Genomic DNA, 20,067 nt, shown 5'->3' with positions numbered 1-20,067 from the left:
GAGAAAATTATGACTGAATCAGCAAAGGTGACGGGCGCCCCCCAAGAGCAGCCGTTCTCGCTGAAGGCGATTTTGCCGCCGCTGCTCGCGATTGTCGTCGGCATGATTATGGTTATTCTGGATAGTACAGCGGTCAATGTAGCTGTGCCGAATCTGGTGGAATATTTCAAATCGGATTTGAAAACAGTGCAGTGGGCCATTACCGGTTATACGCTGGCGCTGTCGGCGGTTATTCCGCTGGCCGGCTGGATGACGGATAAGTTCGGCTCGAAAAGGGTCTTCCTGACGACCATCACCATGTTCGTTCTGGGCTCCGTATTGTGTTCTCTAGCGCAAACGTCGAGCCAATTGATTATTTTCCGCGTCATTCAAGGTTTGGGCGGCGGGATGGTCGCGCCGATCGGGATGGCGATGGTGTTCAGACTGGCTCCGCCGGAACGCCGCGGCTCCATCATGGGGATGCTGGGCATTCCGATGCTGCTGGCTCCGGCGCTCGGTCCGGTATTATCCGGCTGGCTGGTCGAATATGTGAGCTGGCACTGGATCTTCCTGATCAACCTGCCGATCGGGATTGTCGGCGTCATTATGGGCGCCAGATTTTTGCCGAAGACCGAAACGAAACAAACGCCGCATCTCGATATTGTCGGCATGATTCTCGCGCCGATCGCTTTCGCCAGTCTGGCCTATGGCGTCAACCAGGGCGGGAGCGAAGGCTGGGGCACCTCCGGCGCCGTCTGGGGATTGTCCGTCGGCGGCGTAGCGCTGGTGATCTTCGTGATTGTCGAGCTGATGCAAAAATACCCGCTGCTTGAGCTGCGCGTTTTCCGCTCTTCGGACTTTACCCGCGGCATCATCCTGTCGTGGGTGACGCAGGCCGCGCTGTTCGGCTCCATGCTGTTCACGCCGCTGTACCTGCAGCAGATTCGCCAGTATACGCCGCTGGAGACCGGCCTGATCCTGCTGCCGCAGGCGCTGGCCTCCGGGATCGGCATGCCGATCGGCGGACGGCTGTTTGACAAGATTGGAGCAAGACCGCTGGCTTTCGTCGGTCTGAGCATCATTTCGGGCGGATTGTACCTGCTGTCCGGCATTTCCGCCGATACGACGCTGCCGTTTATCATGATGTGCCTGGCCATGATGGGTCTGGGCATGGGTCTGACCATGATGCCGGTCAACACGCATGTGCTGAACTCCGCGCCGCGCGAGTGGGTCGGACGGGTTACGCCGCTGACGACGGCTGCGCAGCAAGTCGTCGTATCCTTCGCCGTAGCCGGTATGACCGGCTACCTGACGAACCGGATCGCCGCGCATACCGCAGCGGCAGCCGGAAACGGCGGCAATCCGCTGGTTGCAGCGGTTCAGGGCTTTAACGACGTATTCCTGCTCTCCTCCTGCGTAGCAATCGGCGGCATTGTGCTCAGCTTGATTCTGCGCAGACCGAAAGCGGCGGCTTCTGCGCAGAAGCAGGATGACCCGCAGGCGAACGCCGCGATGATGGCGGGGCATTAAGGCCCGCCGGCCTTCACGGCTGCCGATCGGTGCATGAATAAGAAGAGCCATCCCTTGGAGGGTGGCTCTTTTTTTGCATTATTTTACACCGTCCGGGAGGAGCGAAGGCAATTGCGCATCCACCCGGTCCGCAACGATCGTAAAAAATTCAGGAATCCGCGGATTGTCCGGACTTGCGATTTCTTCGAATTTACGGATGTACAAGCCTGCCGATCCTACGGCGGAGATGATCTCCCCGACCGTCCAGCTCCGGCACAATACTTTGCCCAGTCCCGTGCGTTCTTCTTCAGGCAACAGCTTGGCGAACGCGACCTCGTCTTCATAAATGTCCGTGTGGAAATAATTGCCGGTTGGATTTTTTAGATTATAGGTACTAGCCCATGTACGGGCAAAAGGATGAAAGTCGGTCAGCAGAAGCCGGGCTCCCGGGCGCAGCCGGCGCCTGGTGACAGAGAAAAGGGAGGGCAAGTCGGTAAAGTAATGCAGGATTCCAAACTCCATTAATACGATGTCAAACGTCCCGAGCGCTTCCTCATCAGGGATATGGAGCACATCCGAACAGATATAATCCAGCTTTACGCCGGCGGCGGAGCTAACCTCGGCCGCATACCGCCGGTTTTCTTCCGAAAGGTCGACGACCGTGACATCGGCGCCAAGCAAAGCCAAAGCGATCGCCTTTACGCCGTTGGAACCGAGAAGGTTCAGAACCCGTTTGCCTGCAGGATCGCCTATGTATTTCAACCAATGACGCAGATAATGCCTATTACTCTTTTTCAAATCCTCCGCAAGCTCGGCGGGCGTACCGAATTTGTGAAGCCATGCCCGATAGGCCTTCGTTTCCCACGCGATTTTGTTCGCCATGACCCGTTCTTCCTGCATCGCGGCCTCCTGTAAGGATTATTTAAGGTTGGGGGATATTACTAGGCAAACACACATAAACCTCCATGATTGACATTTCGTCAACACGGAGGTTTATGCTCTTTGCACTATACCCATGTTTTTCCCAGACTCCTTATCCTATCCTTTGTTCTCATTCGATAGAAATCGTCTGAGCCGGCAGTAGATTTGCCTATCCTGTGCGTATAAGTCTTCTCTAATCTATTCTCTGGCAACGATTGGAATTCGTCTGGCATTTGAGCTTGAAGAAGCTCTACCATGTCGTTCCGGAACAGATTGAAATCCTTACGTCAGGATCAAAGATATAGTCTCAAGCTCGAGGTTGCACGGCCAAAGATTGCGTTGAAGAGTAAATGCCCCTTCAGGCTTTCCTTCTAGCAGTGTCGATATCCTTGAGTTGATGTCTAAAGTATACCCCGATTCCCGCGATTTGTAAAAGCGCCTATCCTTTAAATTTGGAGAATTTTGCAGAAAAAATCCATTGAAAGCGCTATTATGCTCACGATTTCTTACTTTTTGGACCTTGTCTCAACTCTTGGGGTTGTACGCGTTATAATAGAGAAAAGAATGTAATTGGTGGAAAAGAGGTACACGATGAAACTGTTTCGCATCACCCTGCCGCAGCCTGAAGAGAAACGGCTGCGCAAGTTTTTGGACGACAATTTCGTCAGCCCCGGATTTGCCGGACAGGCGGCTTTGACGCCGGAGGCGGCAGAGGCTCTAAGGCTATTCGAACATGGCATGCAGGACGGAGATTATATAATCGTTGCCGATCAAGAATGGGCATATCTCGGGGATCTGGGCGATTATTTCTTTGATGAAGTCTCGGATGGAGCGGGGGAAGGATTAGGCCACAGGCGGGGAGTAACCTGGCTGAAAAGTGCTGCCCGGACGGCCCTGAATCCGGCTTTGCGGCATTTTCTGGACGACATGGCTCCCGTTGCAGAATACCCCGGGCCGCTGCCTGCGGGACGGATGGACCTGTGGTTTACCGAAGCCGGAACACCCGCGGAGAACCAGGGACCGGGCACAACCGGAGTAATGGTGGACGAAGAGACCGTACGCGAAGCGCTGGCCGTCCTGAAAGCGGCGCTGCGCAGCGAGAATCCCGAGCGCCGGGAACGGGCAGCGATTGCCATTTTACAGTACTGCCGGTACCCGAAAAAAAATAGGGAAGAGCAATAGGCTCTTCCCGTTTTTTTCAAGAGTAAAGCTTGTCCGCTCAATAAAACTCCACGAATTCGTTGACCGGCTTGCGGTAGCCGCGCGGACGGATCTTATGCTGGTTGTCCTTGCCGATGGTTATCAGCATGACCGGCACCAGATGATCCTCCAGGTTCAAGGTCTTTTTGACCGCTTCCGCGTCGAAGCCGATCATCGGGCAGGTGTCCCAGCCCCGGTCCTTGGCGATCAGCATAAACTGCATGGCCGACAGGGAGGCGCTGCGGATCGCTTCATCGCGCTGCAGGCCGTCGTTCCCCTCATACATATTATTGATGCTGTCGACCGTTTCATTAAATTCCGCTTCGCTCATGGCCCCCAGCATTTTCAGGCCGCCGTAGATTTCCGGAGCCTGCAAGTAGGCTTTTTTGTCCCCGAGCACGACGATCACCGCGGAAGCCGTATGTACTTTGTATTGCCCATTGGCGTCTTCGCGGATTTGTTCCTTCAGCTTCTCATCCGTGACGACCGCATAATGCGTATGCTGCAAGTTAAAAGCGGACGGGGCCAGCCGGGACAACAGGAACATCTCTTCTAGCTCTTCGCGGGAAATCGCGACCCCCTCGATAAAATTCATTGCCGATCTGCGCTGCTGCACCAATTCCGTAAATGCCGACATATAAAAACCTCCTATGTAATGTAGAGTTACTCTCATAATACCATCTTGATAAAATAAATGAACTAACTAATTGTTACTCACTTAAAATACAATAGTATTAGGTGGTGTTTCTGTGATTTAATTCACAAAAATCGAATTTTTAATTATTTTGTCGAAAAGACGAATAATATTTAGAAAAGAAGTGATTATAATCACAAAATGAGATTATAAAGAGAAAAGATTGTGACATTTATAACATGATAAGTGCTATAATAATGGAATAGAGCTTGCGCCATCGTATGAAGCAGCTACAGTCCATTGAAAAGGAGAATTCCACATGTCAGAAACCATTACTCAAACCCAACCGGAACAGGCATACAGCCGCGATCAGGTTCTGGATCAGCTGTTGAAGCCCGAGGTTCAAGCCTCGCTTACCGAGCTGATTGAACAGCTTCCGCAAATTACGAAGCTTGTCGGCATGTTAACGAAATCGGCCCAATTTGTACAATCGGTCGCCAGCGATGAAGTGCTGAAGAGCGACACGGTTGGTGCGATCAAAGAAGTGGCCGAACCGGTCGTGCATTCGGTTAAACACCTGGCCGCGAATGTGATCGAAGCGAAGGACCGGGCGGAAACGAGCAACGAGAACATCACCGTATTCGGCTTAATGAAGATGCTCAAAGATCCTCAAGTGCAGAAGATGCTCCGTTTCATGAACGCTTTCCTGCAAGTGTCCGGCGAACGCAGCGCAACGAAATAGCAGCATACAACTTTTATACGTAAGAACGGAGGAACTATAAATGTCAAAACATATCGTCATTCTTGGAGCGGGCTACGGCGGGTTGCTGAGCGCGCTAACCGTGCGCAAATATATAAGCAAGTCCGATGCCAGAGTAACCGTGATCAACCAATACCCGACCCACCAGATCATAACTGAATTGCACCGGCTGGCTGCAGGCAATGTGTCGGAGAAAGCTGTCGCTATGCCGCTGGCGAAGCTGTTTGCCGGCAAGGACATCGATTTGAAGATTGCGAAAGTCAAAACCTTTTCGGTCGATAACAAAAAAGTGGAACTGAGCAACGGCGAGGCGCTGAGCTACGACGCGCTGGTCGTCGGTCTCGGCAGCGTAACCGCTTATTTCGGCATTCCGGGCCTGGAGCAGTACAGCATGGTGCTTAAATCGGCCAATGATGCCAATAAGGTCCACGCGCACATCGAAGAGCGGATCGCCGAATACGCGAAAAGCAAGAATCCCGCGGATGCAACCATTCTGATCGGCGGCGGCGGTCTGACCGGCGTTGAACTGGTCGGCGAGATTGCGGACATGATGCCGCAGCTGACTAAAAAATACGGCGTCGACGCCAAGGAAATCAAGCTGCTGCTCGTCGAAGCCGGTCCGAAAATTCTCCCGGTGCTGCCCGATGCACTGATCGAGCGCGCAACGGCAAGCCTCGAAAAACGCGGCGTGCAGTTCCTGACGGGCCTGGCCGTAACCAATGTCGACCACAATGTGATTCAACTGAAGGACGGACAGAAAGTGATCGCGAATACATTCGTCTGGACCGGCGGCGTGCAGGGTCATCCGCTGGTCGGCGAATCCGGTCTGGAAGTGAACCGCGGCCGTGCCACGGTGAACAACTTCCTGCAATCGGCATCCCATCCGGATGTGTTCGTTGCCGGGGACAGTGCCGTATACTTTGGGCCGGACGGACGTCCGTATCCGCCGACGGCACAGATTGCCTGGCAGATGGGCGAATTGATCGGCTATAACCTTTATGCTTATCTGAACGGCCAGTCGCTGGAGACCTTCAGCCCGGTGAATTCCGGTACGCTGGCCAGCCTGGGCCGCAAGGACGGCGTAGCCATCGTGGGCGGGCACTCCACGCCGCTGCGCGGGCTGCCGGCCACGATGATGAAGGAAGCGAGCAACATCCGTTATCTGAGCCATATCAAGGGTCTGTTCAGCCTGGCCTATTAAGATTAAAGGAATCCCGGCAAGCTTTGGCGCGCCGGGATTTTTTTGTACGCTAACGGATCGCGATTTGTTATAATATGGGCGAGCGAAAACGCTAATTTTTTTGTGTACATAGGAGGATTCGCAATGCCATTTCAACCAAATGACGTGATTTTGTTTCAAGGCGACAGCATTACCGATTGGGGAAGAGACTGGAGCAATCCGGCTTCGCTGGGGACCGGCTACGCGCTGATGACGTCGGCACGGCTCGGGTTTCTGTATCCGGAGCTGAATTTGAAATTCATCAACCGCGGCATCGGCGGCAACCGAATATCGGATTTGCAGGAGCGATGGGATAAGGATTGCCTGGAGCTGAAGCCGACCTGGGTATCCATCTACATCGGCATCAACGATACCTGGCGCTGGTACGATTCCGGCCAGGAGACATCGGCCGCCGAGTTCGAAGCGATGTACCGCGGCCTTATCGAGCGCACCAAACGCGAGCTGGACGCGAAGCTGGTGCTGGTCGAGCCGTTCGTGCTTCCGGTACCCGAGGACCGCAAAGGCTGGCGGGTGGATCTCGATCCGAAAATCCATGTCATCCGCGAGCTTGCGCGCGAATACGGCGCGCCTCTTGTTCCGCTGGACGGCTTGTTTGCCGCCGCTTCGGTCAAGGCGGAGCCGGCGTACTGGGCGTATGACGGCGTGCATCCGACGGAAGCCGGCCACGCCCTGATTACCGATGCCTGGCTGCGGACGGTCGGCGCCATCCGTTAATTTCCGCATACAGCGGACCGCCTTATACTTAACTCAAGGGCAATGTTTTCCCGGTTCACCGGAACAACCCCGCAGCCAGTTGCGGGGTTGTTTTTTTATTCTATTTAGATGAAAGGTGGAGACAAGGATGAACGAAAAGAAGCAGGAAAGAGCGATTTTAACGCAGGAGGATTTGATGAAAGGCTTCCGCGCCTGCGGGGTGGCGAAGGGCCAGCATCTGATCGTGCACGCCTCGCTGTCCAGGCTCGGATTTGTCGTGGGCGGAGCCGAGACGCTGATTCGTGCGCTGCTTGAGCTCGTAGGCGAAGAAGGTACACTGATGATGCCGTCGCAGACGTGGAAAAACCTCGATCCGCAGACAGGCGTCCATTGGGAGGAGCCGGTCGAATGGTGGCCGGTCATCCGGGAGCATTGGCCCGCGTATGACAAGGCGGTTACGCCGGCCATCGGAATGGGCGTTGCGGCGGAGATGCTGCGCTCCTGGCCGGGCGCGCAGCGCTCGGACCATCCGGCACGTTCCTTTGCCGCCGTCGGTAAATATGCGGAGGATTTGACGGCGGATCATGATCTGAGCAATATATTTGGCGACGGGTCGCCGCTGGACCGCTTGTACCGTCTGAACGGTCATGTGCTGCTGATCGGCGTAGGTTATGGCAAAAACACGTCGCTGCACCTGGCCGAAGCCCGGGCGGATTATGCCTCCAAAGCATGGACCGAGGAGAGCAGCGCCATACGGGTGAACGGCAAGCGGCAGTGGGTCACTTACCGGACGATGGCGGTGGATGACAGCGATTTTGCAGAGCTGGGCACTGCGTATGAACAGGCGACAGGCCAGCGCGTGCATACCGTCGGCAATGCCGAAGTTCGGCTGCTCGCGCAGCGGCCGTTTGTGGACTGGGCCGCGGAATGGATGACCCGGAACAGGGTCTGAGTACAATGAATGCCGGATAACGATGGAAAGCAGGTCCCCAGGACTGCTATAATAAAAGGATACATATAGATGTGGAGGTGGAACTTATCCGGCGGCTGCTCCTTATCTTATTTATGGCAGCAATGGTATTGATTCTGGGAGGTTGCCAGAACGGCTTCGGGTATATCAATGCCCGGTGGATTGACGAAATTTCGCTGGACGATACGCCGGTGGGGAGAACGGGGCTGAATTTGCTCTTTACGGACAAAACCTCCGTAAGCCTGTTTGCGGCGGCGATGAATAAAAGCAAACCGATCGGCGGAGAACTGGACTATGATGCCGAATTCAGCATGAGGCTGACCTACGGCGATGGTTACACGCAGGATTACGATCTGTCTCTCGGCAAAGCGAAGGGTCAGCCCGGCTTGCTCGTTGCCGGGAAACATTTTTCCAACGGGTATACGATTCCTGCGGCCCGGGCGGATAAACTGAGGGATCTGATTTACGGCAGCGGTGTTGAGAACAGCGGAGATCCGACAGGCGAAGTGACGGTTGCCGGACCGGTGACCGTGTCGCGCAACGATTTGCACGCGCTGACCGGCAGTCCGCTGTTTCTGAACCTTGAACTGGTCAGCGGCACGTACAGCGAAGACTGGAGCCAGGTGTCGATACTCGCCGGACGCAGTTGGAGCGGCAATTACCGGCTGGCGGTGCTGGATGACCAAGGAAAAAGGCTCAGCAGCTATCCGCTAACCGGCTATCCGGAGCCGCTGCGGTTCGGGGAAATGTTCGCACTGCAGTTCGGTGACTATAACGGCGACGGCGACCCGGATTTTACGATCGGGCAATACGGCTCAAGCAACGGCTCGCTGTTCCGGCTGTACACGCTGCGTAAAGACCATTCCATTGCGCAGCTACCCGTTGCGGGCGCGGCAGACTTGTTTATCAGCACGCCGGATACGTACTCCACGAGACTAGACACTCTACCCGGCGGGTTCAAAACGGAATATTACGACAATTCGCTCGGTCAAGACGTGGAGCATACCTACAAATGGACCGGAACGGTCTTTGAGCGGATGAATAACGGAGGAAACTAAACCATGACAAGCAAAAACGAACGTGATTTAAAAGGGCTGCGCGCGGCAGGGCAGGCGGTCGGCCAGACCATTGCCGAGATGCGGCGCAGCGTGAAGGCAGGGATGACGACCAAGGAGCTGGATGAGATCGGCGCAGCGGTGCTGAAGCGCTTTGGCGCAAAGTCCGCACCTAAGCTGGTGTATAATTTTCCGGGCCACACTTGCATCAGCATCAATGAGGAGGTAGCGCACGGCATTCCCGGCAAGCGGGTGATTCAGGCAGGCGATTTAATCAATATCGACGTGTCTGCCGAACTGGACGGATATTTCGCGGATGCCGGCGTGTCGTTCCAGCTTCCGCCATACGACGAGCGGTTGGTGCGGCTGTGCAGCAGCACGGAAGCGACAATGCTGGCCGTCATTTCCCATCTTCGGGCAGGCATGAAGGTGAACGAAATCGGCCGGATGATGGAAAGCGAAGCGAAACGGCACGGCTATAAGGTCGTGCGGAATTTGTGCAGCCATGGCATCGGCAAATCGCTGCATGAGCAGCCGCATGAGATCCTTCCGTTCTTCGATCCGCGGCAAAATGGCATTCTCAAGGAAGGCCAGGTCATCACCATTGAGCCCTTCTTGTCAACCGGCGCGGTTATCGCCGATCAGCAGAAGGACGGCTGGACGCTGAGCGTCGGCAAAGATAGCCGGGTGGCGCAATACGAACATACGATCATCGTAACCAAAGGCGAGCCGATTATTTTAACCAGCGCCTAACCGGAATTGACAAAGCCGCTTCATGTAACTATGATTGTTGCATCGATAGCGGGCGGCGCATGAGCAAGCGCCAGAGAAGGAGAGATCGGCATGGGCATCAGCTCCCGGTTTGCGGTGGCGATTCATATATTGACTTTGATCGACAGCAACAAGGAGGGGAAAAGCACCTCCGAATGGATAGCGGCCAGCGTCAACACCAACCCGGTAGTCATTCGCCGGATTACCGGAATGCTGCATAAAGCAGGGCTGGTGGAGGTGCGGCCCGGCGTGGCCGGTGCAAAGCTTACGCGGAAGGCCGACGAGATTACGCTGCTCGACATCTACAAGGCCGTGAATCCGGCGGAAGAAGCTTCCCTGTTTGCGGTGCATGAACATCCCAATCCGGATTGTCCGGTAGGTAAAAATATCGCCGGCGCGATCGTTCCCGTTTTTGCTGCGGCTCAATCGGCGATGGAAGATTCCCTTGGAGGAATTACGCTGGGGCAAATAATCAAACAAATGCCGATATGTTAAGCAAACTTTAAGCTGAATTTTATGTTCCTTTCATGTTCATGGGGTATAGTTAAGTCACTCCACCCCCCAGTGGATATGTTTTAACAAAAAACCTGCCGCTCCCGGCGGGTTTTTTGTTATTTAAGCAAACCTTTATTTCTTCTTCATCCGATTTTAAGCTTCGGAAGTTATAGTAATCCCATGACCCCCTTATCATAGACCTTGGCCCCGCCGGACTCCGGCGGGGTCCTTTTTTTTTATTCTGTTGACACCTGCGGAGTGGAGCGCTATACTAATTTCAAACCTGTAACAGATATTGTTACAAGTGAAGTCTATCATCATTCTGAAGACAAACTTCCGCGGTTTGTGACCGTTTCTTGTCCGGCTCCGCCAAATTCGCTATACTAATGGAAAAATATAGCGGAAGGGTGAAACTTTTGCAGGAATTCAAAATGGCATATGTCATTCTGTGTCACAAAAACCCGGAGCAGATCAATCTTCTGATCGATGACTTGACCGATAAGCATGTGGAGTTTTTTCTGCATGTGGATAAAAAAAGCGGCATCGAAGCGCAAATTGTCCATCGCGAGGACGTGCATTTCGTGCGCCGGCCTTCAGAAGTAAGCTGGGGACATTACACCCAGATCGAATGCATCCTCAAATGCTTTGAGCTTGTTGCGGAGCATGGGAATTATAACTATGTCCATATTCTTAGCGGACAGGATTTGCCGCTGGTTTCGAACACGGCGATTGCGGAGTTTTTTAAGGCCAACGAGGGGCAACAATATCTCAAGTACGTGCGTCTTCCGAATGACAAGGAGATGTGGGGCTGCATGTACAGAGTATCCGTGTATTATCCGAAATTTCTGGTCTCGCGATCGCTGCGGACGGCAGAGATCCGCAACCGCTACATGAATCTGGTGATGTCGGTCCCCTTCCTGCAGAGGAGCCTGAAGCATCTGCCCGGCGAGCTGTACAAAGGCTCCAACTGGATGAGTCTCACCGGAGCCTGCATGGCGTATATCCTTGAGTATGTGCGGACATCTCCGGGGTACGTCAAGCATTTCCGGAACTCGTTTTGCGGCGACGAGATTTTTTTTCACAGCATCATTATGAACAGTCCCTACCGGGAGCATGTGGTTAATGAGGTGAAGCGGTACACAGATTGGGATACGGGGCCGGAATATCCGCGCACGCTGCGGTTTGAGGATTACAGTCGGATTCAGGAGCAGGGGGTAGGCTGCTTCTGGGCGCGCAAGTTCGATCTTGAGGTGGACCGGGCCATTATCGAGGAAATTGTAAACATGAAGCTGGCTTAAGCCGGCGACAATAACAGGAGGCAAATCTCATGAATATTGCAGTCATTGGAGCAAGCGGCAAGGCAGGCAGCGAAATCGTCAAGGAAGCGCTAAGCAGAGGCCATCAGGTAACAGCGATCGTACGCGATGCGTCGAAGGTGGAGGGTATGGGAGCCGCAGTTGTTGAAAAAGATATTTTTGCATTGAATGCGGACGACCTGCAAAAATACGATGTTGTGGTTAACGCCTTCGGCGCGCCTTTCGGCCAGGAGCATCAGCATGTCGAAGCCGGCAACGTGCTGATCGAAGCGCTGCGCGGTGTGCCGCAGACGCGCCTGATCGTGGTCGGCGGCGCAGGCAGCCTGTATGTAGACGAGGCCGAAACGCTGCGCGTGGTCGATACCCCCGACTTTCCTGACTTCGTCAAGCCTACGGCACTCAACCAAGGCAAAAACCTGGAGATTCTTCGCGGTACGGAAGGCCTGAAGTGGACCTTTGTCAGCCCGTCGGCCAACTTTGCCGTGGGCGAGCGCAAGGGGACATATGAGAAAGGCAAGGACCGGCTGCTGGTGAACTCCAAAGGCGAAAGCTATGTCAGCTACGCCGATTATGCCATTGCCATCGTGGATGAGATCGAGCATCCGCAGCATATCGGCGAACGTTTTACCGTCGTTTCGGAATCGTAAGCGGAATAAGAAATGCCGCCGAAGGTTAGACTAACGGAAAGATTTTACGGATCGGCGGAACCCGGATTAAGGTTTACAAATTGCAATAGGTACATGTATACTGAGATTACCAATAAATACTGCTTTTCCGGAGGAGCCTGCCAATTTGCGGGCTCTTTCTGCATTTTTGCTGGAGAAGTAATACATACCATGGAGCTCGAAGCGGCCAGGATATACGCGGTTTGCCTTGAATCGAGGGAGGGGTAGAGGATGTTTAATGAGACGTTTATTCAATTGCTTATTCTGTTAGCCGTTTCCATGTTTATCATTGCCATTGCCAAGAAGCTGAATCAGCCTTACTCCATTGCGCTTGTCTTCGTTGGGATTTTGCTGGGAATCAGTCATATTCCCTTTTTGGATGAGGCCGAGGCCTTCATTACCCAATCGCATGTATTTCAGGCCATCGTCATTTCATTATTCCTGCCGATCTTGCTGGGAGATGCTACGCTGAAGCTTCCTTTTTCCCACCTAAGGGAACAAGGGAAGCCGGTCCTCGCGCTGGCCTTCGGCGGAACCCTGCTTTCTTTTTTTGCCGTTGCTGCGGGATCTTATTTCTTCTTGGGCCTTCCACTTGTAGTTGCGTTTACCTTTGCGTCGTTGATGAGTGCAACCGACCCGATCAGCGTAATCTCCATTTTCAAATCGCTGGGAGTACCCAAATCCGTTGTAACCATTATTGAGGGAGAATCATTGTTCAATGATGGGGTCGCGGTTGTCCTGTTTCAGATTTCTTCCGTCTATCTGTTGACTTACATGGATATGGGTTTGGCCGGTATCGGCAGCGGAATCGGATTATTCCTGAAATTTTCGTTAGGCGGCATGGCCATCGGCGCTGTCCTCGGCTATTTGTTCTCGCAGATTATTCGGTTGTATGATGATTACCCGCTGGAAATCGGATTCTCCATGCTGCTGTTCTTTGGAAGTTATTTTATTGCCGAGCATTTTCATGTTTCGGGTGTCATCGCGGTGGTGGTCAGCGGTCTCATTTTTGGCAGCTACGGTTCGAAAATCGGCATGTCCGAAACCACGCAAACCAATATCAATTCCTTCTGGGATGTGGTTACGCTAATCGCGAACTCATTGATTTTCCTGATGATCGGACTTGAAATCAAAAACATCGATTTTACGGATAAATGGCCGGTGATTGCCGGGGCGGTTGCCATAGTCTTGGCAGGGCGGACCCTGGCGCTTTATACGAGTGTGTCGTTTCTGCGCGGGTTTCCCTCCAGCTGGAAGCTGGTATTGAACTGGGGCGGGCTAAAGGGAAGTCTCTCCATCGCGTTAGCTTTAAGCTTGCCGGCTTCATTTGATGGCCGGGAAACGATTTTGGTTCTCACGTTCAGCGTAGTGGTGTTTTCACTGCTGGTTCAAGGATTGACCATCAAGTGGCTGGTTTTGAAGCTGGGGCTTGGTGGCACGCAGCGAAAAAGTCAGCGCATAGACGATGCCGTCTGATCGGAGAAATCCCGAGCAGCCTCCACAAAGACAGCAGAAGAAGGATCTTCTGCTGTCTTTGTGTTTTGCCCGTTTACCATTGTGAGCTATAATAAAGAATACAATTGCAAACGGGAGTTGATTGAATTTGGAGACATTTCTTGCCGTGTTGCTGCTGCTGGGCTTGATTGCGGTATCCAATGTGGTAAACCGCTTTGTCCCGTTTGTACCGGTGCCGCTGATTCAAATCGTACTCGGTATCGTGGCCGCCGTGGTTCCGACGGGCATTCACCTGGAGTTTGAACCGGAGCTCTTTTTTATTCTGTTCATTGCGCCGCTTCTGTTCAACGACGGCAAACGCACGCCCCGGGACGAGCTGTGGAATCTTCGTGCCCCGATTCTGCTGCTGGCCCTCGGGCTGGTCTTCGCAACGGTATTCGTTGCGGGCTACGCCATCCACTGGATGATCCCCTCCATTCCGCTGGCGGCTTCCTTCGCCTTGGCGGCCATTCTCTCGCCGACCGACGCGGTGGCGGTCGGGGCATTGGCCGGGCGGGTGCATCTGCCGGGCAGCATCCATCGTATCCTTGAAGGCGAATCGCTGATGAATGACGCTTCCGGGCTGGTCGCCTTCAAGTTCGCCATCGCGGCGGCGATCACCGGCGCGTTCTCGCTGCCCCAAGCCGCACTTAGCTTTGTGCTGATTGCCGCCGGCGGGCTGCTGGTGGGGGCGGTGCTTTCATTCCTGCTCATCCGGCTCAGCGTATTCATCCGCCGTTTCGGCATGGAAGACGTTACGGTCCATGTGCTGCTGCAAATTTTGACCCCGTTCATCATCTACCTGGTGAGCGAAGAGATCGGAGTATCCGGCATCCTGGCGGTCGTCGCGGGCGGAATCATGTATGCGATCGAGAAGGACCGGGCGGTGTCGCCGCAATATAAGCTGCAGCTCGTTTCGGCGAGCACCTGGTCGGTACTGCTGTTTATTTTGAACGGCCTTGTTTTCCTCATTCTCGGGGTTTCGGTGCCGGAAGTAGCCAAAGTCATTTATTATGACGAATCACTTAATAACTTCATGGTATTCGGGTATGTGCTCGCCATTACCGCATTGCTGATTGTTCTGCGTTTTGCATGGGTCTACGTTTATTCCTACTGGGAATATTGGAAAGGCAGATCCCGCAAAGCGCCGGTGAAATCGCTGCTGATTACTTCGATCTCAGGCGTTCGCGGCGCGGTTACGCTGGCCGGCGCATTCTCCATTCCGCTAGCGATGAGCGACAGCACGCCGTTTCCCGAACGGGATTTGATTATTGCGCTGGCCGCCGGCGTCATCTTGCTGTCGCTCATCATCGCCAGCATCTTCCTGCCGCTGCTTGCCGGGAAAAAGGAGCCTGCCGCTGAACTGGTGGCGGGCGACAGTAAGGAGCTGGCGGCCCGATCCGTCGTGATCGATGCGGGCATGAGCATGCTGAAGGGCCTGATGCTGGAGAATCCGGAAGCGCGCAACCAACCTGCTTTGCTGGAATTTACCGATAAGATCGACAAGCTGTGCCGGCCGAATGCGGACACCGATCCTGCTGCCGAGGAACTGCGCAAGCGCGGCGTGGCGGCAAGGCTCAGCGGCCTGGAGGCCGAGCGCGCGGAGCTGCGGCGTTTGCTGGAGAAGGGAACCATTCCTGCGCCGGTGGCCGTGAAGATGGAAGAAATGCTGGATCACACCGAAGCGGTGTTATGCTCGCGCTTCGATACGCAGGTCAAATTTTCGTTGTCCGAAATTAAACGCGTCTTCTCGGGACTGTTCGCGGGATCCGATACCGCGGAGAGCCGCCAGGCGATACAGAATGCCGAGAGCGCCCGCCAGGCCAAACTGGCCATGTGCCAGGCGGCGATATCAGCCGTCGGCAGCGGTATGAACGAGGAGAACCGAGACGCAGCGCAGCGGGTGATCGAGAAATACGAGCAGCTGGAAATGAAGCTGGCCCAGGGGGAAGGCTGGAGCCGCGACGGCGTCATTGCCGATCCGAAGCTGGAAATGAAGCTGAAGGCGATTCAGGAGCAGCGCGATAAAGTGCAGCAGATGTATCAGGACGGCGCCATCAATCTGCGGATCGCCGGCCGGCTGCGCCGGTTTGTGAATCAGCTGGAGACATCGATCTGGGAGGACTAAGAATGACGGAGAGAGAACAGCCGGTATTTATGGCCTTAGGGGAAGAGCATCTGAAGGAAACGCTCGAAATATATAATTACTATGTACGCAATACAACAGTGTCCTTTCATACCGAGGAGCTAAGCCTGGAGGAGATGCGGCAGTCCGCGCTGAGCGGTGATCCGCGGTTTGCCGCTTATGCCATTATGCAAGGCGGTGCAATGGCGGGGTATGTGCTAATCGCCAAGCATAAAAACAAACAGGCTTACGATACATCCGGCGAAATCAGCATCTACTTAAAGCCGGATTTCAGCGGTCAAGGCATTGGCGGCAAGGCGCTGGCATTTATTGAAGCACAGGCGGCAAAGCAAGGCTTCCATACCCTGGTTGCCACTGTATGCACGGACAATGAGCCCAGCCGCAAGCTCTTTGCGCGCCGCGGCTATGAGCAAAGCGCGTTGTTCCGGGAGATCGGCCGCAAGTTCGGCCGCTGGCTGGACATTGCCAGCTTCCAGAAGATAATTGGATAGGCAGCATGCCGGAGAGCATCGCCGCCGTTCTTAACAGGTACAGCAAAAAAGGCCGTCCGGTATTCGTTACCGGCCGGCCTTTTTGCGGAACATCTGCCCCAGCACCTCGCTGAGCACCAGCCCTGCGGCGATTGCGCCGGACAGAAGCAGGGCCTGAACCGCGAGCTGAATCCCTTGGTTGTTGTCGTTTTCGACGAATTTGCGCATGGCGTCATAGGCAAGCCCGCCGGGAACGAGCGGAATAATACCGCCGACACTGAAGATAATGACGGGCATCTTGAACGAACGCGCAAAAATCTGACTGATGACGCCTACGACCACCGTTGCCGCAAAAGTGGCAATAATCGTGTCCCACCGTTCATCGAGCTCCAGATATAATACCCAGCCGATCATGCCGGCGATGCCGCATTGGATGAGCGTCCGCTTCGGCGCATTGAATAGAATACAGAATGCCGCAGCGGCGAAAAAGCTTGTAATGAGTTGCAGAATCATTGTGTTCGGACCTCTCTCTTTCGCCGGTTCATATTTAAAATAACGACAGCACCAGCCCGATGCCCGTGCCGATCGCGAAGGCGGTCAAAAAGGCGTCGGCGCCTTTGGACAAGCCGGATACGAGATGGCCGGCCATCAAGTCGCGTACCGCGTTGGTAATGAGCAGTCCCGGCACCAGCGGCATGACGGAGCCGATGATGATTTTGTCCATTTCATTGCCTATGCCGAATTTGACGGAGAAAAAGGCGGTCAAACCGATCAGAAATGAAGCGGTGAATTCGGCGAAAAAGCGGACCTGCACCAGCCGGTGCAAATACGTAGCGGCGGCAAAGCCAAGCGCCGAAACGAGCAGGGCCGGCACGGCATCCCACAGGCTTCCCTTAAACATAACTGTAAAGCAGGCGCCCGTAATCGCGGCTGCTATAATTTGCAGCCAGAGCGGATAGGCATGCGCCGCGTCATCCACCGTGTTTAACCGTTCGCGGGCCTCCGCAGCCGTAATCTGCCGTTCGCTTAACCGGCGCGAAATATCGTTGACTTCCGAGACTTTCTCCAGGTCCGTCGTGCGCTCGGCGATGCGGAACAGCTTTACCGGCTCGGTCCGGCTGGTGGTGAACATAATGACGGTCGGCGTGACATAACTGTGCGCGCCGGGAAATCCGAGCGCTGCCGCCATCCGCGACATCGTGTCCTCGACCCGGTATGTTTCCGCGCCGCTCTGCAGCATGATTTTTCCGGCCAGCAGGCAGAGGTCGATGATTTCATGCGCGGCTGTACCCGTGCTGGCGGCTGCGCTTGTGTTGATCGTGCTATCCAACTTGTGCTGATCCTCCCCTGGAATGTGATCTTTCCCCATTGTCGCCTGAGTAGCGGCAAATATCAAGGGGATTTCCACGCAACCATTTGCGCAGATTGAAGAAAAACGGCATTTTCGGGTCGGTGTGCCCGAACATGCCGTTTATGGTTGGAGAGACCACTGCGAACAGCGTTAACGCACCGCCCGCTCCTGTACCTGCTGCGTCCATAAGTTCCACGGATACGCCGCCGGAGGCAGCGAAACCAGCTCGATATCCTCCTTGGTAACCGGATGCGGGCAGCCGAGCAGTGCCGACCAAAGCGCAATCTGCTGGCCGGGCTTGTTGACCGCAGCGCCGTATTTCTGATCGCCGTACAGCGGGCAGCCAATGCCGCTCAGCTGCACGCGGATTTGATGGGAGCGTCCGGTGTGCAGATCGATCTTAAGCAGGCTGTAGCCGTCTGCGCTGCCGAGAACCGTATAATCCAGCACGGCTTCTTTGCCGCCCGGCGTGCCTTTACGGACGATTTTTACCGTATTGGTGTTGCTGTCCTTCAGCAGCGTGTCGACCAGCCGGCCTTCGGCGGCCGGCGGTTGGCCGTGGACCACCGTCAGGTAAATCTTGCGGAAGCTGCGGGTACGGACGTTGTCCGAGAGCCGGGAAGCAGCCTTCGATGTTTTGGCGAAGAGCATTGCTCCGCCGACGGGCCGGTCCAGCCGATGCACCAGCCCGAGATACACATTGCCCGGCTTGTTATAGCGTTCCTTCAGATCCTCTTTCAGCAGGGTCAGCAGATCGGCATCTCCCGAGGCGTCTTCCTGGACGGGAATATTCACCGGTTTGACAACGCCGAGCAGGTGATTGTCCTCATATAGAATGTGAAATGCGGAAGGGGCGCCGCTGCCGCCGGGACCGCGGCTGTCTTCGGAAAACGCAGTCATCCCTACGCCTCCCAGCGGCCCAGAATGCCGCAAGGCAGTGTCATGCCGGAAGTGGTAACCGGCAGGCCGATTTCGCCCGAGGTCAGCTTGCCGCCGTAGCGGTCGCCCATCGTCATGGACAGCATGTTCCGCAGCACCGTCGGCGAGATGCCGGTGGTGTACGAATTGATGAGCATAAAGAGCGGCTTGTCGCTCATGATTTGCATGCAGCTTTCCAGGAACGGATAAAGGTTGGTTTCCAGCTTCCACATTTCGCCGCCCGGACCTCTGCCGTACGAAGGGGGGTCCATAATGATGGCGTCGTATTTGCTGCCCCGGCGCTGTTCGCGTTGTACGAACTTGAAGACGTCATCCGTAATAAAACGGACCGGACGGTCGCCGAGACCAGAAAGCTGGATGTTTTCCTTTGCCCACTGCACCATGCCCTTGGCGGCATCGACATGCACGACGGATGCGCCTGCGCTGGCTGCGGCAACGGTAGCGCCGCCGGTATAGGCAAACAGATTAAGCACCGAAATCGGACGGTTCGCGGACTTGATTTTGTCCATCATCCAGCTCCAGTTGGCCGCTTGTTCGGGGAACAGGCCGGTGTGCTTGAAGTTGGTCGGGCGCAGCTGGAATTTCAGCTTGCCGTAGCCGATCTGCCAATCGGCAGGGATCGGTTTCTTCATTTCCCATTGACCGCCCCCTGAGGAGCTGCGGTGGTAATGGCCATGCACGTCGCGCCATTTGGCGGATTCGTTAGCCAGCGGCCAAATAATCTGCGGGTCCGGACGGCGCAGAATGACGTCGCCCCAACGCTCCAGCTTTTCGCCGCCGCCTGTATCGAGTACTTCATAATCTTTCCATTCGCTTGCGATAAACATCGGTATCCATCCTTCGGAAAATTTCATTTAGCCTTTATTGTACAACATTTCCTGCGCAGGTTACAAAGAAAATGGAGGCAGGAGATGAATATTTTCATTTTTATTGACAATGAGAATCATTATCAAATAATATGGATGTAGCAAGTTCCAAATCAAGGATGCTTGGGAGGGCCGGACATGATGAAAGTTCTGGTGGCGTACGCCAGTTTGACGGGAAATACGGAAGAAATGGCGGAGCTGATCGCCGAAGGGGTGCGCGATGCAGGCAGTGAAGCCGTATTGAAATCCGTAACGGATCTGAGTGCCGTGGAGATAAACGACTATGAAGGCGTTTTGCTTGGCGCCTATACCTGGGGAGACGGGGAATTGCCGGATGAATTCCTGGATTTTTATGAAGAGCTTGACGAAGTGGACTTAAACGCGCGGAAAGCGGCGGCATTCGGCAGCGGCGACACCGGGTATGCCATTTACTGCGGTGCAGTCGACCTGATTGAAGAAAAATTAAAAGAACGCGGCGCCTTGTTGCTGCAGGAAAGCCTCAAAATCGAATACGGCCCGAATGCTGCGGAGAAGGAAGACTGCCGCAATTTCGGCCGCCGTTTTGCCGCGGGTGTCGCGGCGGTATCGTAGCC

General features: G+C 54.7%; 21 protein-coding genes. 15 read left to right on the top strand and 6 right to left on the bottom strand.

What is annotated here, in order from left to right:
* Window positions 1-9: 9 nt before the first annotated feature.
* On the top strand, window positions 10-1,509 hold the full coding sequence (locus tag BMW84_RS06545; protein WP_091065762.1) for a DHA2 family efflux MFS transporter permease subunit: 1,500 nt from the start codon (window positions 10-12) through the stop codon (window positions 1,507-1,509).
* Between the two features lie 78 nt (window positions 1,510-1,587).
* Here BMW84_RS06545 and BMW84_RS06540 read toward each other — a convergent pair whose 3' ends face one another.
* Window positions 1,588-2,388: a class I SAM-dependent methyltransferase gene (locus BMW84_RS06540; RefSeq protein ID WP_254772882.1), complete on the bottom strand. Its 801-nt coding sequence runs from the start codon at window positions 2,386-2,388 to the stop codon at window positions 1,588-1,590.
* 612 nt (window positions 2,389-3,000) lie between these two features.
* Here BMW84_RS06540 and BMW84_RS06535 point away from each other — a divergent pair.
* Entirely contained in the window at window positions 3,001-3,591 is a 591-nt protein-coding gene (locus BMW84_RS06535) for a hypothetical protein (RefSeq protein WP_091065760.1), read from the top strand.
* A gap of 37 nt (window positions 3,592-3,628) precedes the next feature.
* Here BMW84_RS06535 and BMW84_RS06530 read toward each other — a convergent pair whose 3' ends face one another.
* On the bottom strand, window positions 3,629-4,246 hold the full coding sequence (locus BMW84_RS06530; protein WP_091065757.1) for a nitroreductase family protein: 618 nt from the start codon (window positions 4,244-4,246) through the stop codon (window positions 3,629-3,631).
* Between the two features lie 316 nt (window positions 4,247-4,562).
* Between BMW84_RS06530 and BMW84_RS06525 the strand changes: the two genes are divergently transcribed.
* The 12 genes from BMW84_RS06525 to BMW84_RS06470 all read left to right on the top strand — a co-directional run bounded on the left by BMW84_RS06525 (window position 4,563) and on the right by BMW84_RS06470 (window position 16,339).
* Window positions 4,563-4,985 carry a helical membrane plugin domain-containing protein gene (locus tag BMW84_RS06525; protein ID WP_091065755.1) on the top strand — a complete coding sequence of 141 codons (423 nt, stop codon included), beginning with the start codon at window positions 4,563-4,565 and terminating at the stop codon, window positions 4,983-4,985.
* Between the two features lie 40 nt (window positions 4,986-5,025).
* Complete coding sequence (locus BMW84_RS06520; protein WP_091065752.1) at window positions 5,026-6,204, top strand: NAD(P)/FAD-dependent oxidoreductase; 1,179 nt, start codon at window positions 5,026-5,028, stop codon at window positions 6,202-6,204.
* A gap of 123 nt (window positions 6,205-6,327) precedes the next feature.
* Window positions 6,328-6,957 carry an SGNH/GDSL hydrolase family protein gene (locus tag BMW84_RS06515; RefSeq protein WP_091065751.1) on the top strand — a complete coding sequence of 210 codons (630 nt, stop codon included), beginning with the start codon at window positions 6,328-6,330 and terminating at the stop codon, window positions 6,955-6,957.
* A gap of 127 nt (window positions 6,958-7,084) precedes the next feature.
* A complete protein-coding gene (locus tag BMW84_RS06510) occupies window positions 7,085-7,888 on the top strand; it encodes an AAC(3) family N-acetyltransferase (protein ID WP_091065748.1) in 804 nt (267 codons plus the stop codon).
* Between the two features lie 71 nt (window positions 7,889-7,959).
* Window positions 7,960-8,964, top strand: coding sequence for a hypothetical protein (locus tag BMW84_RS06505; protein WP_091065745.1), 1,005 nt, complete (start codon window positions 7,960-7,962; stop codon window positions 8,962-8,964).
* A gap of 3 nt (window positions 8,965-8,967) precedes the next feature.
* Window positions 8,968-9,714 carry a type I methionyl aminopeptidase gene (map, locus tag BMW84_RS06500; RefSeq protein ID WP_091065743.1) on the top strand — a complete coding sequence of 249 codons (747 nt, stop codon included), beginning with the start codon at window positions 8,968-8,970 and terminating at the stop codon, window positions 9,712-9,714.
* A 90-nt stretch (window positions 9,715-9,804) separates the two neighbouring features.
* Complete coding sequence (locus BMW84_RS06495) at window positions 9,805-10,227, top strand: Rrf2 family transcriptional regulator (RefSeq protein WP_091065741.1); 423 nt, start codon at window positions 9,805-9,807, stop codon at window positions 10,225-10,227.
* Between the two features lie 416 nt (window positions 10,228-10,643).
* Complete coding sequence (locus BMW84_RS06490; RefSeq protein ID WP_175498696.1) at window positions 10,644-11,525, top strand: beta-1,6-N-acetylglucosaminyltransferase; 882 nt, start codon at window positions 10,644-10,646, stop codon at window positions 11,523-11,525.
* 29 nt (window positions 11,526-11,554) lie between these two features.
* Entirely contained in the window at window positions 11,555-12,190 is a 636-nt protein-coding gene (locus BMW84_RS06485) for an NAD(P)-dependent oxidoreductase (protein ID WP_091065735.1), read from the top strand.
* Window positions 12,191-12,439: 249 nt separating this feature from the next.
* Entirely contained in the window at window positions 12,440-13,684 is a 1,245-nt protein-coding gene (locus tag BMW84_RS06480) for a cation:proton antiporter (RefSeq protein ID WP_091065733.1), read from the top strand.
* 127 nt (window positions 13,685-13,811) lie between these two features.
* Window positions 13,812-15,830 carry a Na+/H+ antiporter gene (locus BMW84_RS06475; RefSeq protein WP_091065731.1) on the top strand — a complete coding sequence of 673 codons (2,019 nt, stop codon included), beginning with the start codon at window positions 13,812-13,814 and terminating at the stop codon, window positions 15,828-15,830.
* A gap of 2 nt (window positions 15,831-15,832) precedes the next feature.
* Window positions 15,833-16,339: a GNAT family N-acetyltransferase gene (locus tag BMW84_RS06470; RefSeq protein ID WP_091065728.1), complete on the top strand. Its 507-nt coding sequence runs from the start codon at window positions 15,833-15,835 to the stop codon at window positions 16,337-16,339.
* A gap of 66 nt (window positions 16,340-16,405) precedes the next feature.
* Here BMW84_RS06470 and BMW84_RS06465 read toward each other — a convergent pair whose 3' ends face one another.
* The 4 genes from BMW84_RS06465 to BMW84_RS06450 form a co-directional block, all read right to left on the bottom strand.
* Window positions 16,406-16,831 carry a threonine/serine exporter family protein gene (locus BMW84_RS06465; RefSeq protein WP_091065726.1) on the bottom strand — a complete coding sequence of 142 codons (426 nt, stop codon included), beginning with the start codon at window positions 16,829-16,831 and terminating at the stop codon, window positions 16,406-16,408.
* 34 nt (window positions 16,832-16,865) lie between these two features.
* Window positions 16,866-17,648 (bottom strand): threonine/serine exporter family protein, encoded by a 783-nt coding sequence (locus BMW84_RS06460; RefSeq protein WP_302848085.1) that lies wholly within the window; start codon window positions 17,646-17,648, stop codon window positions 16,866-16,868.
* 171 nt (window positions 17,649-17,819) lie between these two features.
* Window positions 17,820-18,569: an RluA family pseudouridine synthase gene (locus tag BMW84_RS06455; RefSeq protein ID WP_091065724.1), complete on the bottom strand. Its 750-nt coding sequence runs from the start codon at window positions 18,567-18,569 to the stop codon at window positions 17,820-17,822.
* Between the two features lie 2 nt (window positions 18,570-18,571).
* Window positions 18,572-19,435 carry a class I SAM-dependent methyltransferase gene (locus BMW84_RS06450; RefSeq protein ID WP_091065722.1) on the bottom strand — a complete coding sequence of 288 codons (864 nt, stop codon included), beginning with the start codon at window positions 19,433-19,435 and terminating at the stop codon, window positions 18,572-18,574.
* A 177-nt stretch (window positions 19,436-19,612) separates the two neighbouring features.
* Between BMW84_RS06450 and BMW84_RS06445 the strand changes: the two genes are divergently transcribed.
* Window positions 19,613-20,065 (top strand): flavodoxin, encoded by a 453-nt coding sequence (locus BMW84_RS06445; protein WP_091065719.1) that lies wholly within the window; start codon window positions 19,613-19,615, stop codon window positions 20,063-20,065.
* The last annotated feature ends 2 nt before the right edge of the window (window positions 20,066-20,067 follow it).

Origin of the sequence: Paenibacillus sp. NFR01 (assembly GCF_900111565.1) — a bacterium.
Lineage (GTDB): Bacteria > Bacillota > Bacilli > Paenibacillales > Paenibacillaceae > Paenibacillus_AQ.
Note: the sequence above shows the minus strand (reverse complement) of the source record. Positions and strands in the feature narration are given on the sequence as shown.